Annotated in this window: 13 protein-coding genes; 8 read left to right on the top strand and 5 right to left on the bottom strand. The window is 68.6% G+C overall.

The window, feature by feature from the left end:
* Positions 1–169 precede the first annotated feature (169 nt).
* The gene (locus DFR50_RS04890; RefSeq protein ID WP_113888082.1) at positions 170–1,897 is read left to right on the top strand and encodes a hypothetical protein; all 1,728 of its coding nucleotides are present in this window, start codon (positions 170–172) and stop codon (positions 1,895–1,897) included.
* Between the two features lie 213 nt (positions 1,898–2,110).
* Here DFR50_RS04890 and DFR50_RS04885 read toward each other — a convergent pair whose 3' ends face one another.
* A complete protein-coding gene (locus tag DFR50_RS04885; protein ID WP_113888081.1) occupies positions 2,111–2,707 on the bottom strand; it encodes a PEP-CTERM sorting domain-containing protein in 597 nt (198 codons plus the stop codon).
* A 599-nt stretch (positions 2,708–3,306) separates the two neighbouring features.
* A complete protein-coding gene (locus DFR50_RS31215) occupies positions 3,307–5,073 on the bottom strand; it encodes an autotransporter domain-containing protein (protein ID WP_147262654.1) in 1,767 nt (588 codons plus the stop codon).
* 402 nt (positions 5,074–5,475) lie between these two features.
* Here DFR50_RS31215 and DFR50_RS04865 point away from each other — a divergent pair, with 402 nt between their 5' ends.
* Positions 5,476–6,777, top strand: a complete 1,302-nt coding sequence (locus DFR50_RS04865) for a phospholipid carrier-dependent glycosyltransferase (RefSeq protein WP_113888077.1) — start codon at positions 5,476–5,478, stop codon at positions 6,775–6,777.
* A gap of 69 nt (positions 6,778–6,846) precedes the next feature.
* On the opposite strand, the gene DFR50_RS04860 is transcribed toward DFR50_RS04865, so the two are convergent.
* Positions 6,847–7,350 carry a YciE/YciF ferroxidase family protein gene (locus DFR50_RS04860; protein WP_113888076.1) on the bottom strand — a complete coding sequence of 168 codons (504 nt, stop codon included), beginning with the start codon at positions 7,348–7,350 and terminating at the stop codon, positions 6,847–6,849.
* 311 nt (positions 7,351–7,661) lie between these two features.
* On the opposite strand from DFR50_RS04860, the gene rpsF reads away from it, so the two are divergent.
* From rpsF to DFR50_RS04835, 5 genes are all read left to right on the top strand, one after another.
* Positions 7,662–8,120, top strand: a complete 459-nt coding sequence (rpsF, locus tag DFR50_RS04855; RefSeq protein ID WP_113888075.1) for a 30S ribosomal protein S6 — start codon at positions 7,662–7,664, stop codon at positions 8,118–8,120.
* A complete protein-coding gene (gene rpsR, locus DFR50_RS04850) occupies positions 8,120–8,356 on the top strand; it encodes a 30S ribosomal protein S18 (RefSeq protein WP_113888074.1) in 237 nt (78 codons plus the stop codon). Before rpsF ends, rpsR begins: the two co-directional genes overlap by 1 nt.
* Positions 8,357–8,465: 109 nt before the next feature.
* Entirely contained in the window at positions 8,466–9,440 is a 975-nt protein-coding gene (locus DFR50_RS04845) for a DUF2232 domain-containing protein (protein ID WP_113888073.1), read from the top strand.
* Between the two features lie 9 nt (positions 9,441–9,449).
* Positions 9,450–10,025 (top strand): 50S ribosomal protein L9, encoded by a 576-nt coding sequence (gene rplI / locus DFR50_RS04840; protein WP_113888072.1) that lies wholly within the window; start codon positions 9,450–9,452, stop codon positions 10,023–10,025.
* 278 nt (positions 10,026–10,303) lie between these two features.
* The gene (locus tag DFR50_RS04835) at positions 10,304–11,491 is read left to right on the top strand and encodes a serine hydrolase domain-containing protein (protein WP_113888071.1); all 1,188 of its coding nucleotides are present in this window, start codon (positions 10,304–10,306) and stop codon (positions 11,489–11,491) included.
* Positions 11,492–11,558: 67 nt separating this feature from the next.
* Here the strand turns inward: DFR50_RS04835 and aspS are convergent, their stop codons facing one another.
* Positions 11,559–13,349 carry an aspartate--tRNA ligase gene (gene aspS, locus DFR50_RS04830; protein WP_113888070.1) on the bottom strand — a complete coding sequence of 597 codons (1,791 nt, stop codon included), beginning with the start codon at positions 13,347–13,349 and terminating at the stop codon, positions 11,559–11,561.
* Between the two features lie 172 nt (positions 13,350–13,521).
* Between aspS and DFR50_RS04825 the strand changes: the two genes are divergently transcribed.
* The gene (locus tag DFR50_RS04825) at positions 13,522–14,352 is read left to right on the top strand and encodes a L,D-transpeptidase (RefSeq protein WP_342634529.1); all 831 of its coding nucleotides are present in this window, start codon (positions 13,522–13,524) and stop codon (positions 14,350–14,352) included.
* Here the strand turns inward: DFR50_RS04825 and DFR50_RS31890 are convergent.
* Entirely contained in the window at positions 14,349–17,921 is a 3,573-nt protein-coding gene (locus DFR50_RS31890; RefSeq protein WP_210208809.1) for a beta strand repeat-containing protein, read from the bottom strand. The genes DFR50_RS04825 and DFR50_RS31890 overlap by 4 nt on opposite strands.
* Positions 17,922–18,076 lie beyond the last annotated feature (155 nt).

Genomic DNA, 18,076 nt, shown 5'->3' with positions numbered 1-18,076 from the left:
GCCCGCTGGATGGAAAGCGGCCCCGTTTCGCCGCGCCGGCCGCCGAATTGGGCCGGATCGCCGCGTATTGACCCCCGGCAAGGCCCCGACGCGACCGGAATTGCAATTTCCTGGGAACAGCCCGCGGCAGCCGACGTTGGAAGCGCGACATCCATCGAGGAGCGCGCGCATGGCGAGACCGGGCGACAAGTCTTCAGGCGAATCGGAAAGAGCAACGTCCGCAGCAGGGAAAACGGAGTCGTCCGGGGCGACCGAGACGACCTCGGCCAGCCCCGCCGAGCCCTCTGGCGAAAGCAAGGGCGTCGAGGGCGCCAGGGACGGCAAGGACGCGAACAACGGCAAGGAAGCAACTGACGGCGCGAAGACCGCGTCGCCGGGAGAGGCGTCGTTTGCCGCTTATGCCGAGCGGATGACGACCCAGCACAAGGCGCTGCGGGCGATCCTCGACAAGCGCAGCGGTGCGTCCGCGGAACCGCTGGCGATCGCGAAGGAATTCGCCGCGGCCTGGCTTCCGCACACGCTCGTCGAGCGGGAGGTGCTTTTCAGCGCCGGCGGCCACGGCGAGGCGGCGGAGGCGATCACGGAGATCGAGATCCGCAAGGACCTTTTGAATCTGCTGCTCGCCAATCTGCTCGACCGGGGTCCGCGGGGCGGCGAGAAGGCCGCGCTCGAGGCGCTGGCCGAACAGTACTCGGCCCTGGCGCAGGCCGGGCGGCGAGCGGAAGCCGGCGTCCGCGAGGCGGTCGAAGCGGCGCTCGCCTCTGGCCGCCTGCCCTTGCAGCAGATCGAACGACGCTACGAACGGGCGAAACAGCAGTTCGCGCGGCTCGACGACACGTCCATCGGAGAGGCAATCCAATTGCTGGCGCCACGGCGCCTCTCCGTTCACGAGGAGCGCCAGCAGAGCGAACGGGAGCGTACTATGCCGAGATATTCTTCACAGGGCGGCGGCCGCGACCGCGACGAGCAAGGTCGGTTCCTGCCCGAGGACGATCGGGACCAGGGGCGCGGCGGAGGCTATCGCAGCAGCGGCACGCCGCAGCGAGATGAAGGCGGCCGCTTCGTCAGCGACGACGACCGTCGCTCGTACGGCCGGCGCGAGGACGACAACGGCCGCGGCCGCTCCATGTCGTCGCAGCGGGACTCCGACGAGGAGCGGTACGGCTCGCGCGAGCGCGGTCAGGGCGGCGACCATCGTGGCGGCATGCCGCAGCGGGATGAAAGCGGCCGCTTCGTCAGCGACGACGACCGCCGCTCGCACGGCCGGTACGAGGATGACAACGGCGGGAGCCGCCGCATGTCCTCGCAGCGGGACTCCGACGAGGACGAGCGCTACGGTTCGCGCGAGCGCGGCCAGAGCGGCCAGGACCGCAGCCGCGGCGGCTGGTTCGGCGATCGCGAAGGCCATTCCGAAGCGTCGCGCCGCGGTTGGGAAAACTCAGACCACGGTCGCAGCGGCTGGTTCGGCGACCGCGAGGCCCATTCCGAAGCGTCGCGCCGCGGTTGGGAAAACTCAGACCACGGCCGCAGCGGCTGGTACGGCGATCGCGAGGGCCATTCCGAAGCCTCGCGCCGCGGTTGGGAAAACTCAGACCACGGTCGCAGCGGCTGGCGCGGCGATTCCGAGGGCCATTCCGAGGCCGCGCGCCGCGGCTGGGAGGAAGGGCATCGCTCGCAGCGCCGTGACGACGACGACGGCCGCTATCGCGAGCGCGCCGCCCGCTACGAGTCGGACGAGCGCCGCGCTTCCGGCCGCGGCGAGGAGAGCCACAGCCGCGGCGGCGGCCGGCACGACGAGGATAGCGATCGCGGCTCGTCCCGTGGACACGGCGGCTGGTCCGGCGACCCCGAAGGTCATTCGGAGGCGTCGCGCCGCGGCTGGGAGCGGCGGCGGTAACAGGACCGCGCCCGCGTAATGGCGCGCCCTTCCCCGGCGGAGGCTGGGGAAGGGTAAGCCTTTTCAATTGTTTACGACGAATTCTTGTCGCCGGGCCAGAGCCCCGGCAGCGCTGCGGACGCGATCACCGACCGGGCTGACTGCGGCGACAACCACGGCGACGCCCGCATGGGACGCCTGCGACCGGTCCCGACCTGCTGCTGACGGAGACCGTTACGCGGCGACGGCGGTCCGCTTCCGCGAGACGGAACCGGCGATCCCGAGGCCGACAAGGCCGGCGAGCATCATTGCCCAGGTCGAGGGCTCCGGAACAGCAATGTCGGTAACGGCGAAGGTTCCCGACCAGGACAGCGAGCCCGCGTTCGCGCTCACGGTGCGGGTGAGCGAAAACGCAAAACTCGCCAGGCGCATGTCGGTCACGCCGCCCTGGGAGCCGGGCGTCCAGACGCCGTCGGCCGTGTAATAGACGATGTCGGGATCCGCCGCTCCTGCGGAGATCGACGTGCTCTGGAACGTGCCGAAAACGGCGTTGCCGAATGTCAGGCTGGTTCCCGACGTCGTTGAGAAGGAAACGGCGCCGAAATCCTGCATAGGCATTCCCGTCAGAACGCCGTCGTTCGATTGGTTCGTAATCAGCTCTCCGATCGTGAACGACGTGGCGGTATTGATGTCGCCGTCCGGCAAGCCGTCGGCCAGGGTCGTCCCGATATCGGCGAAGCCCTGGGAGCCGATCACGCTTGCCTCGGCGCCGGCGCACCCGCCGGCCAGCAGCCCGACCGCGAGGGCCACAGACTTCAGATTCGGTGACATTGGCGTACCCTTCAACGCAAAACTCCAGGAAACGCACGTTCCCTGCGCGTTCTTGTTGACGCTGTACTATCGTGCCTCACATCGCATGTCAACATTTGTCCAGAAAATTTGACAGGGCGCATGCTCGGGGGCAGGCAGAATTGTGTCGGGTCCGTCCGCAATGCCTGCCGGGGCCGGTCGTTGTCGTGACAACCAACGTCGACGCCAGTCGACTGTCAGGAAAAGCAGGCGTCTTCTGGTTGCGCTGGCGAAGGCGAGCAAGAGGTTTGCATCAGCGTTCTTCGCTCCATCCGGCAAGCATCGCCTCGTGGCCGCGAACACGGAGCGTCCGGGCGTTGCGCGCAGGACGTCGAGAGTCTCGCGCCCGATGACGGTAGGACTTGTGGCGAACGACTCTTGCGGGTCCGCGCCCCGTCTTGATGAAGGCCTTTATCGATCGACCCGTGTCGATATTTTATACTAACGATCGAATATCGCTTTATTTGAACTGCGCGATCCGGGCCGAGACCGGGAAACGCGGACCTCCGAAGGGCGGCGGTCGCGCATGCGCTCCCGGCGATCGTGTTCCGTCGGTCGCGGCGCCGGCCCTGCCCCGCCGGTCAGAACTCGACTTTGGCGCTCAGACGCCCGCCGATCGCCGACGAGGAGGCGCCGTCTATCGATCGATACAGGAAGACGGAGGCGGCGAGATTCACCGTTGGGCTGACGTTGGCGTCCGCGCCGAGATCGAGTTCGCCCCAGGTCCCCTGGAGCGCGCCGTCGATGGTGACCGGATTGTAGGCGCCGAAGTCCAGGAAAGTCGCCGCGGGAGCGTTCAGGACGAAGTCGTGCCAGACGCTCGCGCGCGCCCACAGCGTCACCGCGTACGCGGCCAGCTCCCCGCCTCTCCATGGCAGATAGGACGCCTTGATCCCGAGCCGACCCCGCAGGTCGTTCGTCCGTTCGAAACTCGTCGTTCCAAACAGGTCTGTCCCCGACCCGAGCTGCACGCCCTGATAGATCAACTGGGCCTGGGGTTCGATCAGCCAGGAGGGCCCCCAGCGCAGCGGCTGCCCGCCGGTGACGGAAGCCGCGAACCCGGCGCCGCCGACGCTGAGGCCGGTGAAGGCCGAGCCCTGCACCTGTCCATACCAGGTCCCTTGCAGGACGGCGTCGACATACCAGCCCTGGGCGCCGACATGGGTCCAGTAGGCGCCGAGCGAATAGGCGTCGATCGAGACGTCGCCGGCCTTCGACCCCGTGTAAACCGAGTTCACGCTGGCGTTGGCGATGGAATAGCCGACGTAGCCGCCGGCGCTGTCGACCGATCCGTCACGCGCGACATTCGACCAGGGCGTCATTCCGGCCTCGAACCCGCCGAGCGCATAGCTGAAGTTGGGACCCTGGCCGTTGAGGAACGGATTGCTCGAGGAATACCCGACCGGGCCCTGCTTCTGATCGCCGGCGAGGCCGATCGCCCGAGCCCAGAACAAGCGCTTGCGCACGGCTTCCATCTGCCGCTCCATCGCTTCCCGTCTGGCGGCGTCGAACTCCGCCGGGGAGACGCAATTCACGGGCGGCTTCCTGGTCGGCAACGCGACGGTCGCGTCGGATTTCTTGGTCGGCAGGCAGAGCGTGGGCGAGGGCTCGGCGGACGGCGGCTCCTGGGCGCCGAGCATGCGCTGATCGAAGTTGTCGATCATGGCGAAGCCGACGATGTTGGCAAGCTCCGGCATGGCCACATACACCGGAACCTCGGGGCGAAAACTCGGGAGCGGCGGGGACGTCGGGGCGGGAGTCGGAGTCGGCGTGGGGGTCGGCGTCGGCGTGGGGGTCGGCGTCGGGGTCGGCGTGGGGGTCGGGGTGGGCGTCGGGGTCGGGGTGGGCGTCGGGGTCGGAATCGCCGGTGGAATCGAGAACGTTCCCGAATCGGCGATCGACCCCGTGCTGGGCGGATTCTGGTTGAACGAGACCGTGAAGCTCGCGTCGTAAGAGCCGGCGGGGATGCCGCCGTAGGAGCCGGGAGACCACAATCCAAGAACGTAAAACCCGACGTGACCGGGGGTCTCGTCCGCCGCTCGATAGATATCCAGACTGGAAAATGTCCCGAAGACGCTGTTGCCGAATGTCATGCTGGTTCCCGAGGTCGTCGAGAACGTGACGGAGCCGAGGTTCTGGTGGGGCATGCCGGTGAGAAAGCCTGTTCCCGACGTCGTCGAGTACAGTTCACCGATCGTGAATGTCGTGGCGGTGTTGATGTTGCCGTTCGGCGAGCCGTCGGCCAGCGGCTTGCCGATGTCGGCAAAGCCCATCGTGCCTTTCACTTCCGCGTGCGCGCCCACTACGGCCGCCCAGAGCACGGCGATCGCTATTGCCAGTCTTTTCACGCTCTTCCCCTAAAACCAAGCACGCGCCGAACGCCGCCTTCCCTCAGCGGCCAACTCGATGCGCGGGGCCTTCCCCGTCGGCGCGAAGGTCGACCCGGCAGCTGCGGTTTTCGGCCGAAGGGGTCGCGGAGCGCCGCCGCCGCGCCCCGAGGAATCGCCTTCGCTCGTTGTCCGCTCGCCTCGAGCGCTTCCCCGCTCCGATTCGCACGTCAACGGCCGACTTAAGCTCATGGCTCACCTGTAGAGGGGAACGAACGCTGACGCAAGCGACTGCGCGACGGTGTGACGACAGGGTTCTTCGAGCCGGATCCGGGCCTTCCCGGCGAATCGGGGGCGCGGTGGCCGACCCGTCGGTCTGCGTGTAGAACCCGGTTCCCTCGGCGAAAGCGGTCGCAGCCCGATATGAAATTGACGCAATGGAAACGGCTCGCGGCGGCGGCCGCCGCGGTGTTCCTTCTCTCGCTGGCGGCGTTCCTCCCGGATATCGGCGACCCGGCGACCCTGACGTTCGACGAGACATGGTACGTCCCGACGGCGCGCGATTGGCTGGCTGGCGCGGCGATGGGGCATCAGGAGCATCCCCCGCTCGGCAAGCTCCTGATCGCCTTGGGCATGTGGCTCGCCGGCGACAATCCGACGGGATGGCGCGCAATGAGCGCGGCCTTCGGCGCCGCGACCGTCACGGCCGTCTTCTTCTGGGGATTCGGGCTCACCGGAAAGATCGGGCGCGCGCTCTGGGCGGCGGCCCTGACGTTTTTCGCCGGCGCCGTCTTCGTTCAGGCGCGCATCGCCACGCTCGACATCTTTCTCATGGCGTTCTGCGCGCTGGCGCTCGCGTTCTTCACCTTCAGCATCAAGGCGACGAGCCGCAGCCGGTCGATCGCCTTCGCGCTCGCGATGGGCGTGAGCCTCGGCCTCGCCGGCGCCTGCAAGTGGTCGGGCTTCTTTCTGCTGTTCGGGCTCGCCTCCGTCTACCTCCTCATCGGCCTCTTGCGGACATGGGGGGTCCGATTCTCAGACCCGAAGCCGTCGGACTTCTTTTCCGAGGCGGCCTGGCCCGGAATGTCGCCGTCGGTCGCGGTCGCAGCCTTCATCGCGGTTCCGCTGGCTGCGTATTTCGTCGCCTATCTGCCGCAGATCGTGCGCGCCGGCGATCTTTATGAATTTGTCGCGTCCCACGAACGCATGCGCGACATCATGAGCGGTTCGTCTCCGTCGCACCCTTACGCGAGCCGCTGGTTCACCTGGCTCTGGATGGGCCGGCCGGTCTGGTACAGCTTTGCGCTGCGCGGGCCGAACTGGGGTCCGGACGCGCCGGCGTCGGCGATCGTCGCCCTCGTCAATCCGGTCGTCCTGGTCCTCGGCGAGGCCGCCGTCGTGCTGGCGTTGACGCGCTGGCTGCGATTTCGCGACCGCGACGGCCTGATCGTGACGGTGGCGTTCTTCTCCCAGTTCCTGCCGTGGGCGCTCGATCCCAAGGGGCTCGAGTTCTTCTACTATTACTTTCCCGCGACCCTCGCCTTCGGCCCGGCGCTGGCGCTCGGGATCTTCCAGGGAGAGGACCGGCGACGCCGCGTGGTCGCGGCGGCGGTTCTCATCGGGGCGGCGGCGGCGTTCGCCTTCTTTCTGCCGGTGTACGCCGGCGGCATCGGCGTCACGCCGGCGTCCCTGGCCGCGCGACTCTGGTTCAAGAGCTGGATCTAGTTTTTTGACTTTGCTTGGAAAAAAGGGCGGCCTCGGTCCGGCCGCCCCTTCCGTTCGCCGTTTTCACCCTCAGGCGGCGGCGCGGTTGACGCCCTGCTCGGCGATCGCGGTCAGCTTCTTGTCGGCCGCCACCTCTTCCGTCAGGGTCTCCGCCAGCAGACTCGCGCAGTCGTCCTTTCCGAGCTCCTTCGCCCAGGCGATCAGCGTCCCGTAGCGGGCGATCTCGTAATGCTCCACCGACTGGCCGGCCGCGAGCAGGGCGGCGTCGAGCACGGCCTTGTCGGCCACCTCGCCGGCGACCTCGTCGGCCTCCTCGATGATGCCGTCGATCGCCGGGCAGTCCACGGCCTTCGGCTCGGTTCCGTTCAGCCGGAAGACCTCTTCCAGCCGGAGGATCTGATTCTTCGTCTCCTGAAGATGCGATTCGAACGCCTCGCGCAACTCGGGCGTCGTCGACTTCTGGATCATCTCCGGAAGCGCCGCGACGATTCTTTTCTCTGCGTAGTAGATATCCTGCAGCTGATGGGCGAACAGGTCGTCGATGGTCTCGATGTCTTTGGTGAACAGGCCCATGGGTTCAGTCTCCTGCGGGTCGGGCGGTCGAGCGCCCACGCGCGCCCAACGCGCCCTTCGATGGCTTGTTCCCGCGCATGCGCGCCTCGTCCCCGGTCGAATCCGCCTTGCGTCGCGGACGGCCCGCGTGTATGGGACGCGCCTTGTTTCGTCCCGCCGGGGGCTGAACGGAAGGTCGCGCGTTCCCTCGCGCGGCAGGGCTTTGAAGGCCCGGCTTCCCGTGTTCCCGCCTTCGAATGATCCGGTTCGAGCCTTTCCCGGGCTCGGAGGGCTCCGCGCGGGACGCGACTGAGACGCAAGAAAGGCACGATATGGCTCTTTACGAGCACATTTTCCTGGCGCGCCAGGACGTCACGCCGCAGCAGGTCGAAGCGCTGACGGAACAGATCAAGACGAAAATCGCCTCGCTCGGCGGCGCGATCACCAAGGTGGAGCCCTGGGGGCTGAAGTCGCTCGCCTATCGGATCAAGAAGAACCGCAAGGCGCATTTCGTCCTTCTGAACATCTCGGCGCCTTCGGCGGCGATCGTCGAAGTCGAGCGCACGCTCAGCATCAACGAGGACGTCATCCGCTATCTGACCATCCGGGTCGACGAGCTCGAGGCCGGTCCGTCCGCCATGCTGCGCAAGCGCGAGGAATCCGACCGCGACGACCGCGGCCCGCGGGGGCCGCGCGGCGACCGGCCCGACCGCGGCGACCGGGACCGTGGCGATCGCGGCGACCGCCCGCCGCGCCGTCCGCGTGACGACATGAACGCTGGAGCACTCTGATGGCCACCGCGCCCCGCCGCCCCTTCTTCCGCCGCCGCAAGTCGTGCCCGTTCTCCGGCGCCAACGCGCCGAAGATCGACTACAAGGACACGCGCCTGCTCTCGCGCTACATCTCCGAGCGCGGCAAGATCGTGCCCTCGCGCATCACCGCGGTCAGCGCCCCCAAGCAGCGCGAACTCGCGCAGGCGATCAAGCGCGCCCGGTTCCTCGGGCTCCTGCCCTACGTGATCCGCTGACCGCGCCTTGAGCTAGCGACCAGCCGCCGCGTCCGGTTCTCGGAAATCGGGCGCGGCGGCAGTTGGGGCCGGCCCTCCGGCTCCTAACCGCAACCGCGGGACAGCGACCATGATCCAGAAATACGCCGTCGCCCTCGGCGCCGGATGCGCCGCCGCCTTCCTGTTCGCGGTCAGCTCGATCGCCGGGGCGGACGCGCTGCCGATGGCGCTCGCCTATCTCGCGCCTCTGCCGATCATGATCGCGACGATGGGCTGGGGCCTGGACGCGGGCGCGATCGCGGCGGCGGCCTCGGTGGCCGGGCTGACGGTGATCGCCGAGCCCCTGTCGGGCATGCTCTACGCCGCCTCGGTCGCCCTGCCCGCCTGGCTCGTCGCCGCTTTCGCCGCGACCCGGCTCGCGCGCTGGGTTCCCTCGCGGTTTTCCGGCCTTCCGCCGTTTCCCTCGGTCGGCGCCGTCGTGACGCTGGCGGCGATCGTGGGCATGATCAGCGCCGCCGCGACGCTCACCGCGGTCATCGTCATGTACCATGGCTACGCCGAGGGCGCCCGCGCGGTGGCGGAGGGCCTCGCCGCGATGGCGGCGGAGGCGTTCGCCGACGGCGCGGAAGCGAAGGCGTTCGCGGACCAACTGGTGCGCGCGGGCCCTGCCGCGATCGCCGGCTCGACCCTGCTGATGCTGTCGGTCAACCTCTATGCGGCCGCCCGTTCGGTGCAGCTCTCGCACCGCCTGGAAAGGCCGTGGCCCGACCTGCCGACGTCGCTGGGACTGCCCGCCCCGCTCGGTCTCGTCGCGATCGCCTGCGCCGCGGCGGCGTGGTTCCTGCCGGCGCCCGCCTCGCAATACGCCCTCGTCGTCGCCGGCGGGCTCGGCACGGCCTTCGTCTTCCAGGGTCTCGCCGTCGCCCACGCGCTCTCGCGCGGCCTGAGGCTCCGGACGCTGATGCTGATCGCGCTCTACGCCTGCTGTCTCTTGCGGGCGAAATACACGCTGCCCCTGCTCGCCCTTCTCGGCGTCGTCGACGCCTTCACGCGGCTGCGCGCGCGCGCCGCCCTTCCCACCCTGAAACCAAACCGGCGGAAATAGGAGATCGTCATGGACGTCATTTTGTTGGAACGTATCGGCAGGCTCGGCCACATGGGCGAGATCGTCAAGGTCAAGGACGGCTACGCCCGCAATTTCCTCTTGCCGCGCGGCAAGGCGCTGCGTGCGACCGACGCGAACAAGAAGAAGTTCGAGGCCCAGCGCGCCGATCTCGAGGTGCGCAACCATGAGCTCAAGCGCAGCGCCGCCGAGTCCGCCACCCGGGTCGACGGCGTGACGGTCGTGATCATCCGCCAGGCCGGCGAGACCGGGCAGCTCTACGGCTCGGTGTCGGCGCGCGACATCGCCGACGCGCTGACCGCCGCCGGGCATTCCGTCCAGCGCAGTCACGTCGCGATCCAGCAGCCGATCAAGACGCTCGGCCTGCATCCCGTGCCGATCCAGCTTCACCCGGAGGTCGAGGCCAAGGTCACCGTCAACGTCGCCCGCTCGCCCGAACAGGCCGAGCGCCAGCAGAAGGGCGAAGATCTGTCGGTCCGCGAGCTGACCTCGATGGACGACCTCGGCCTCGAGGTCGGCAAGGCGCTGGCGGAAGCCGGCCCCGGCGAGAGCATGGGGCGCGAGTGAGGGTCCGGGGGCGGCGTCTCGCCGCCCCCTCCACAGGGCGTCTCGGGCGGCGCGGAACGGCCGGGCCTGACAGAGGCGCGGTCTCGGACGCTGGGTCGGGCGCTCGCCGTCCTCGACGACGGGAGACCTTGCGCGGCGCGCCTCCCGGCGGGGCCGGCGCGCGGAAGACCGCGGGTTCTCGGTTGCCCGGAACCGCGAACCGGCACAAGCTCGCCGCCCACAAGGTTACGCTATCTGTTTGATCAATAGTCGCCGAGAACGACGGAAAGGCGGGAGGGATGCGCAAACGCACGATCGCATTGGCGGCGCTGGCGGCCGTGGCGCTCGCCGCCGGCGTCGGCTACGCCACGCTCGACAAGGAGACGCGCGGCCTGATCGCGGTCCTGCCGACCAACGCCGACGTGTTGAGCTGGCGGCTGGACCAGCGCGACGCCGCGTTTCGCGCGCTCGACCGGTTGCCGTTCCTGGCGAGGGCGCACGCCATCGCGCCCTCGGCGAAGCCGACGCCGCTGCCTGCCGGCAAGCCGCTGACCATCCCGGACGTCGACGCCTACATGGCCAGCCAACGCTCGGCCGGGCTCGTGATCGTGCAGGACGGCAAGGTCCGGTTCGAGCGCTATGGCCTCGGCTTCGACGCGGCCGGCCGCTGGACCAGCTTCTCGGTCGCCAAGTCGTTCACCTCGACTCTGGTCGGCGCGGCGCTCGCGGACGGCGCCATCAAGAGCCTCGACGACAAGGTCAGCCAGTACATCCCCGATCTGCGCGGCTCGGCCTACGACGACGTCTCCGTGCGCCAGCTCCTGACGATGAGCTCGGGGGTGAAGTGGAACGAGGACTACGAGGATCCCAAGTCCGACGTCGCGCAGTTCAACGACGCCAAGCCCGATCCCGGGGTCGACGCCACCGTCAGCTACATGCGCAAGTTGCCGCGCGCGCATCCGCCGGGCGCGGTGTGGCGTTACAACACCGGCGAGACCAACCTCGTCGGCGTGCTGGTGTCCTCGGCGACCGGCAAGACGCTGAGCGACTATCTGCAGGAGAAGATCTGGGGGCCGGGCGGGATGGAGGCGGAGGCGACCTGGCTGCTCAGCAGCACTGGCCACGAGATCGGCGGCTGCTGCCTTCAGGCCGCGACCCGCGACTTCGCCCGGATGGGGCTCGTCGTGCTCGCCAACGGCCAGGTCGGCCGCAAGCCGATCACGCCTCCCGACTGGTTCGAACAGGCGACCCACAAGCAGAAGGACATCGGCGAGCCGGGGAAAGGCTACGGGTTCCAGTGGTGGACCTACGACGACGGCTCGGTCGCCGCGAAGGGGATCTTCGGCCAGGGGATCTTCATCGATCCGAAACGCAAGCTGGTGATCGCCAGCAACGCCGACTGGACGCGCGCCGATCTGGGCCCCGAGCCCGCCGCGCGCGAGGCGTTCTACAAGCAGGTCCAGGCGCTGATCGACGCAGGGAACTGAGCGCGGTCGCGCCCGACGGCCGGATTCGGCCGCCGGGGCGTCGCCGGCCGGCGCGCCATGGGCGCCCTCACTTCTCCGGCAGGTTGAGCCGGATGTTCAGTTCGCGCAACTGCTTCGGCGTGACGGGCGCCGGCGCGCCCATCATCAGATCCTCGGCGCGCTGGTTCATCGGGAACAGCACGACCTCGCGCAGGTTCTCCTCGCCCGCCAGCAGCATCACGATGCGGTCGACGCCGGGCGCGATGCCGCCGTGGGGCGGCGCGCCGCACTGGAAGGCCCGATACATCCCGCCGAATTTTTCGACGAGCACATCCTCCGGGTAGCCCGCAATCTCAAAGGCCTTCTTCATGATGTCGGGGTGGTGGTTGCGGATCGCCCCCGACGACAGCTCCACGCCGTTGCAGACGATGTCGTACTGGTAGGCCTTGATGGTCAGCGGGTCCTGCGTCTCGAGCGCCTCGAGGCCGCCCTGCGGCATCGAGAACGGGTTGTGCGAGAAGTCGATCTTCTTCTCCTCCTCGTTCCACTCGTACATCGGGAAGTCGACGATCCAGCAGAACTCGAACACGTCCTTCTTGCAAATTCCGAGATCGTTGCCGACGCGGATACGCGCTGCGCCGGCGAGTTTGGCGGCCTTGTCCGGCTTGTCGCAGGCGAAGAACACCGCGTCGCCGGCCGAGAGTTTCGCCTTCGCGACCAGCGCCTTCTGCGCCTCCGCCGGCAGGAACTTGGCGATCGGCCCCTTTCCGGTCAGAGCGTCCCCTTCGCCCTCGAAGATGATGTAGCCGAGGCCCGGCGCGCCCTCGCCCTTGGCCCAGTCGTTGAGCTTGTCGAAGAACGAGCGCGGCTGCTTCGCGGCGCCGGGCGCAGGGATCGCGCGCACCACGCCGCCGGCCTTGATGACTTCCTTGAAGGCGCGGAAGGCGACGTCGTCGCGTTCGAAAACCTCCGTGACGTCAGCGATCTTGATCGGGTTTCGGAGGTCCGGCTTGTCGACGCCGTATTCCAGCATCGCCTGCGCGTAAGGGATCATCGGGAAGGCCTGAGTCACCGGCTTACCCGCGCCGAACTCCTCGAACACGCCGCGCAACACCGGCTCGACCGCCGCGAACACGTCCTCCTGGGTGACGAAGCTCATCTCGATGTCGAGCTGGTAGAACTCGCCGGGCGAGCGGTCGGCGCGCGCGTCCTCGTCGCGGAAGCAGGGCGCGATCTGGAAATAGCGATCGAAGCCGGCCACCATCACCAGTTGCTTGAACTGCTGCGGCGCCTGCGGCAGCGCGTAGAATTTTCCCGGATGGATGCGCGAGGGCACGAGATAGTCGCGCGCCCCTTCCGGGCTCGACGCGGTCAGGATCGGCGTCTGGAACTCGAAGAACCCCTGCCCCTTCATCCGCGCTCGCAGCGAGTCGATCACGTTTCCGCGCAGCATGATGTTTGCGTGCAGCTTTTCGCGTCGGAGGTCGAGGAAGCGGTAGCGCAGGCGGGTGTCCTCGGGATACGGCTGGTCGCCGAACACCGGCAGCGGCAGGTCGCCCGCGGGGCCGAGCACCTCGATGTCGCGGACGTAGATCTCGATCAGGCCGGTCGCCATGTCCCGGTTCTCGGTGCCCGCGGGACGCTTGCGCACCGTCCCGTCGATCCGGACCACGAATTCCGAGCGCAGCTTTTCCGCCTGTTTGAAGGCGGGCGAATCCGGATCGACCACGCATTGGGTGATTCCGTAATGGTCGCGCAGATCGATGAACAGCACGCCGCCGTGGTCGCGGATGCGGTGGCACCAGCCCGACAGGCGAACGGCCTCCCCGCTCTCGGCGATGGCGAGGGCGCCGCAGGTGTGCGTGCGATAGCGATGCATGACAATCCGCCTCGAGCGATTTCGATTGAACGCGAGGCGCCGTGCCTAGCCGAAAACCGGCTCACGGGAAAGCGGGAAGAGGAAGGCCGCGCCTTCAAACCGCCGCAAGGCTGGTGACTTGCAAGCAACCGAGCCGGCGGGCGAGTCGCGGGGAGAATCGGATGTCGGGCGAATGACCATGCTGTTTGACCGCCGCGCCGCGGTGGCGGCCCTGGCCGCGGCTTTGGGCGGCTGCGCCGCGCCGCGCGCCTATGCGCCCGCGGGCGGTCTCGCCGCCGCCGGCCCGATTCCCGGCTACGGCCCGATCGAGGACGACGGCCACGAGATTCCCGGCCTCGACGCCGCGACCGTCAGCCCGGACGCGCTGCGCCGGCGGGTTCCGTTCGCCGGCCCCTACCGGCCCGGGACGATCGTGGTCGACGTCGCCGACCGGCGACTCTACCTGGTCGAGCCGGGGGGCATGGCGATGCGCTACACGGTCGGCGTCGGCCGCGAGGAGGCGCTCAACTTCCGCGGCTCGGCCGTCATCGGGCGCAAGGCGGAATGGCCGCGCTGGACGCCGACCCGGACCATGATGGAGACCATGCCGCGCTACCGGGCCTATGCGGGCGGCATGGCCGGCGGCATCGGCAACCCGCTCGGCGCCCGCGCGCTCTATCTCTACCGCGACGGCCGCGACACCTATTTCCGGCTCCACGGGACCAACGAGCCGGACACGATCGGCACTGCCGTATCAAGCGGTTGCATCCGCCTCTTCAACCACGACATCATCGACCTCTACGCCCGCACGCCGGTCGGGACGCCGGTCGTGGTGCTGCAGGAGGGGCTTTCGGATGGGCCATCGGCGGAGGCCGGCCCGGCGCCGGCCGGGCCCGACGTGATGGTCGACCCGGGCCCGTACGGCGCGCCCTACCCCGACGCGGGTCCGGTCTACGACGCCGGCCCGCCGGTGGCGCAGGGGCCGTGGGACGCGCCGCCGGGGTCGTGGCGGGCGGGCTACTAGGTCGAGGCGTGCGATGCGTTCGGCGCGAGCAGCGTGATCTGGCTTCCGCCGTTGGTTGCGGGGGCGATGTGGAAGGTGTCTGCGGCGTAGGACTGGCCGGTCAGCAGCAGCGTCTCTTCCAGCGTCGCGCCGGCGTAGAGTTGCAGCGTCCCCGTCGTCGCCCCGGTCGACGTGTAGGCGGCCCTGGTGAGCGCGAGGTGGTCGACGAGGATCGCGTCGCTCGGGTCAAAGCCGGAGATCGCCGTCGAAACCGCGAAGACCGGGGCGATTTCGAGGATGGACTTCGGGCCGAGCGCGATCGTTCCGGAACCGCTGGTCGTCCCTTCCAGACGCAGCGTGCCGCCGGTCTCCGCGATCGTCCCGCTGACGACGATCGAATCGGCGATCAGGGACAGCACGCCTCCCGCCTCCGTTATCGTCGGCTCGTAGGATCGGGACGAATTCTCTTGCAGCGAAATCCCATGCAGCGAGGCTCGCGACGTCGTGATCGTCCCGGTGTCGAGGATCGCCTGCGCCGACAGGTCGAGCGCGCCTCCCGTCCCTGTGATCGTTCCGGCATTGACGATCGAACTCGCCGTCAGGGACAGCCCGAGCGTGCCTCCGGTCTGCGTGATCGTTCCGGCATTGTTGATCGAGGCCGCCGACAGGCTGACCAGCCCTCCCGTCCCCGTGATCGTTCCGTTATTGACAATCGAACTCGCAGTCAGGGACAGCCCGGCGGCGCTCGCGATCGAAGCTCCGGCGTCCACCGTGATCGAGGCCTGGGCTGCGCCGCCTTCCGTCCCGACCTCCAGGCTCCCAGCGCCTTCGACGACCACAGATCGGCACGACAGGCTGGCGACCTGCGCCGAACCACTTATGTCGATTTCCCCATCGTCGATCAAACCGCCCTTCGCAGTGAATCTGGAGCCGGCAAGGAGATCAAACGTGCCGCCATAGGCCGTAACCGACCCGGCGACCGAAAGGCTGCCGCCGCTCATAAGCAAACCGCCAGAGGATGCGGACGACGACCGCGCGTTCGTCGCCGTCGCCGCCATGGCGGGCGCGCCCAATTGCAGGGCGCCGCCGACGCTCACCGTGGTCCCGTCGCTGCTGACTCTCAGATCTCCGTTGACGACGGACAGAGTGCCCGAAGCCGTGAAGGCGCCCCCGCCGTACACGTCCAAGTCGCCGCTCACCGCCGCGGACGATCCGGTCGTCGAGCCCCCGGTCGGAACGCCGGCCTGCGCGGCCTGGCCGATGGTCACCGCGCCCGAGGCCGTGACGCTGGCCCCGGCCCCGACCGTCATCTGGCCGTCGAGCAGGTCGAGCGCGCCCAGATTTAGAGAACCGGAGTCGAGCGTCAGAACGCCGGAGGTGAACTTGGCCGCGCCGTTCGGGACCAGGGTCTCCGACCCGACCGTCAGCGCGCCGAACCGGTAAGTCCCCACGAGGCTGACCTGATTGGTGAGCCCGACGCTCGCCGCCGCGCCGCCGCCCACGATCGACTTGACGGCTGCGCCCGTCGCCCCAACGATCGTCACCGCGTTGTTGGCGCGCGGAACCGTCGTCGCCGGGTTCTGGCCCGTCGTCGTGTCCTTCCAGTTCGTCGCCAGGCCCCATGAGCCGCCCGTCGAACCGATCCACGTGAACGCGTCGCCATTGCGAGTGACCTCGCTTCCGCCGTTGGCAGTCGGGGAGATGAAGAACGTGTCGCTGGCGTAGGACTGGCCCGTCAGCAGCAGCGTCTCTTCCAGCGTCGCGCCGGCATAGAGTTGCAGCGTCCCCGTCGTCGCCCCCGTCGACGCATAGACCGCCCTGGTCAACGCGAGGTGGTCGACGACGATCGTGTCGCTCGCGTCAAAGCCGGAGATCGATGGCGAAACCGCGTAGGGCTGGTTGGAACTGGACGTCCCGATTTCGAGGATGGACTTCGCGCCGAGCTTGATCGTCCCGGAACCGCTGGTCGCCCCTTGCAAAGACAGCGTGCCGCCGGTTTCGGCGATCGTTCCGTTGACCACGATCGACGTCGCCGTCAGCGACAGCCCGGCGCTCGCCGCGATCGACGCGCCGGCGTCCACCGTGATCGAGCCCTTGGCCGCGCCGCCTTTCGTCCCGACCTCGAAACTCCCGACGGGATTGACGAACAGGAATATCGACTGGCCCGACAGACTGGCGACCTGCGCCGTACCGCCGATGTCGATGTGCCCTTCGTCGGTCAACCCGCCCCTCACGGTGAAAGAGCCGGTCGAGACATGGATATAGCCGTGCGCGGTGACGGACCCGGCGACCGAAAGGCGGGCGCCGTTCGTCAGGGTCACGGTCCCCGAGGACGCGGACGACGAGCGCGTGCCGGTCGACGTCGCCGCCGCCCCCAGTTGCATATTGCCGCCGACGCTCACCGCGCTCCCCGCGCCGTCGACGGTCAGCGACCCGTCGACCACCGACAGATCGCCCGAAGCCGAGAAGACGCTTCCGCTGCTCGCCGTCAGGGCGCCGCTCACCGCCGCGGACGATCCGGTCGCCAAACCCCCGGTCGGAACGCCGGCCTGCGCGGCCTGGCCGATGGTCACCGCGCCCGAGGCCGTGACCCTGTCCCCGGCCCCGACCGTCATCTGGCCGTCGAGCAGGTCGAGCACGCCCAGAGTCAGAGCCGAACCGGAGCCGAGCGCCAGATTGCCGGAGACGAACGCAGCCGAGCCATTCGGAACCAGATTCTCCGCTCCGACCGTCAGCGCTCCGAACGTGTAGGTCCCCCCAAGGTTGACCCGTTGGGTGAGCCCGACGCTCGCCGCCGCGCCGCCGCCCACGATCGCCTCGAAGGCTGTGCCCGTCGCCCCCACGATCTTCACCGCGTTTTTCAAGACCGGAACCGTCGTCGCCGGGTTCTGGCCCGTCGTCGTGTCCTGCCAGTTCGTCGCCAGGCCCCACGAGCCGCCCGTCGAACCGATCCACGTGAACGCGTCGCTGCTGAGCGTGATCTCGCTTCCGCCGTATATTGTGGGGGAGATGAGGAAGGTGTAGCCGGCGTAGGACTGGCCAGTCAGCAGCAGCGTCTCTTCCAGCGTCGCGCCGGCATAGAGGTTCAGCGTCCCCGTCGTCGCCCCCTTCGACGTGTAGGCCGCGCGGGTTAACGCGAGGTGGTCGAAGACGATCCCGTCGCTCGGCTCAAAGCCGGAGATCGACGGCGAAACCGCGTAGGGCGTGTTGGAACTGGACGTCCCGATTTCGAGGATGGACTTCGCGCCGAGCCGGATCGTCCCGGAACCGCTGGTCGTCCCTTGCAGAGACAGCGTGCCGCCAGTCTCGGCGATCGTCCCGTCGACGACGATCGAATGCGCGGTCAGGGACAGCGCGCCTCCCGTCTCCGTGATCGTCCCGGCATTGACGATCGACGTCGCCGTCAGCGACAGCCCGGCGCTCGCCGCGATCGACGCGCCGGCATCCACCGTGATCGAGCCCTTAGCCGCGCCGCCCTTTGTCCCGACCTCGAAACTCCCGACGGAATTGACGAACAGGAATATCGACTGGCCCGACAGACTGGCGACCTGCGCCGTACCGCCGATGTCGATGTGCCCTTCGTCGGTCAACCCGCCCGTCACGGTGAAAGAGCCGGTCGAGACATGGATATATCCGTGCGCGGTGACGGACCCGGCGACCGAAAGGCGGGCGCCGTTCGTCAGGGTCACGGTCCCCGAGGACGCGGACGACGAGCGCGTGCCGGTCGACGTCGCCGCCGCGCCCA

The sequence above is a fragment of the Roseiarcus fermentans genome (assembly GCF_003315135.1).
GTDB lineage: Bacteria > Pseudomonadota > Alphaproteobacteria > Rhizobiales > Beijerinckiaceae > Roseiarcus > Roseiarcus fermentans.
Note: the sequence above shows the minus strand (reverse complement) of the source record. Positions and strands in the feature narration are given on the sequence as shown.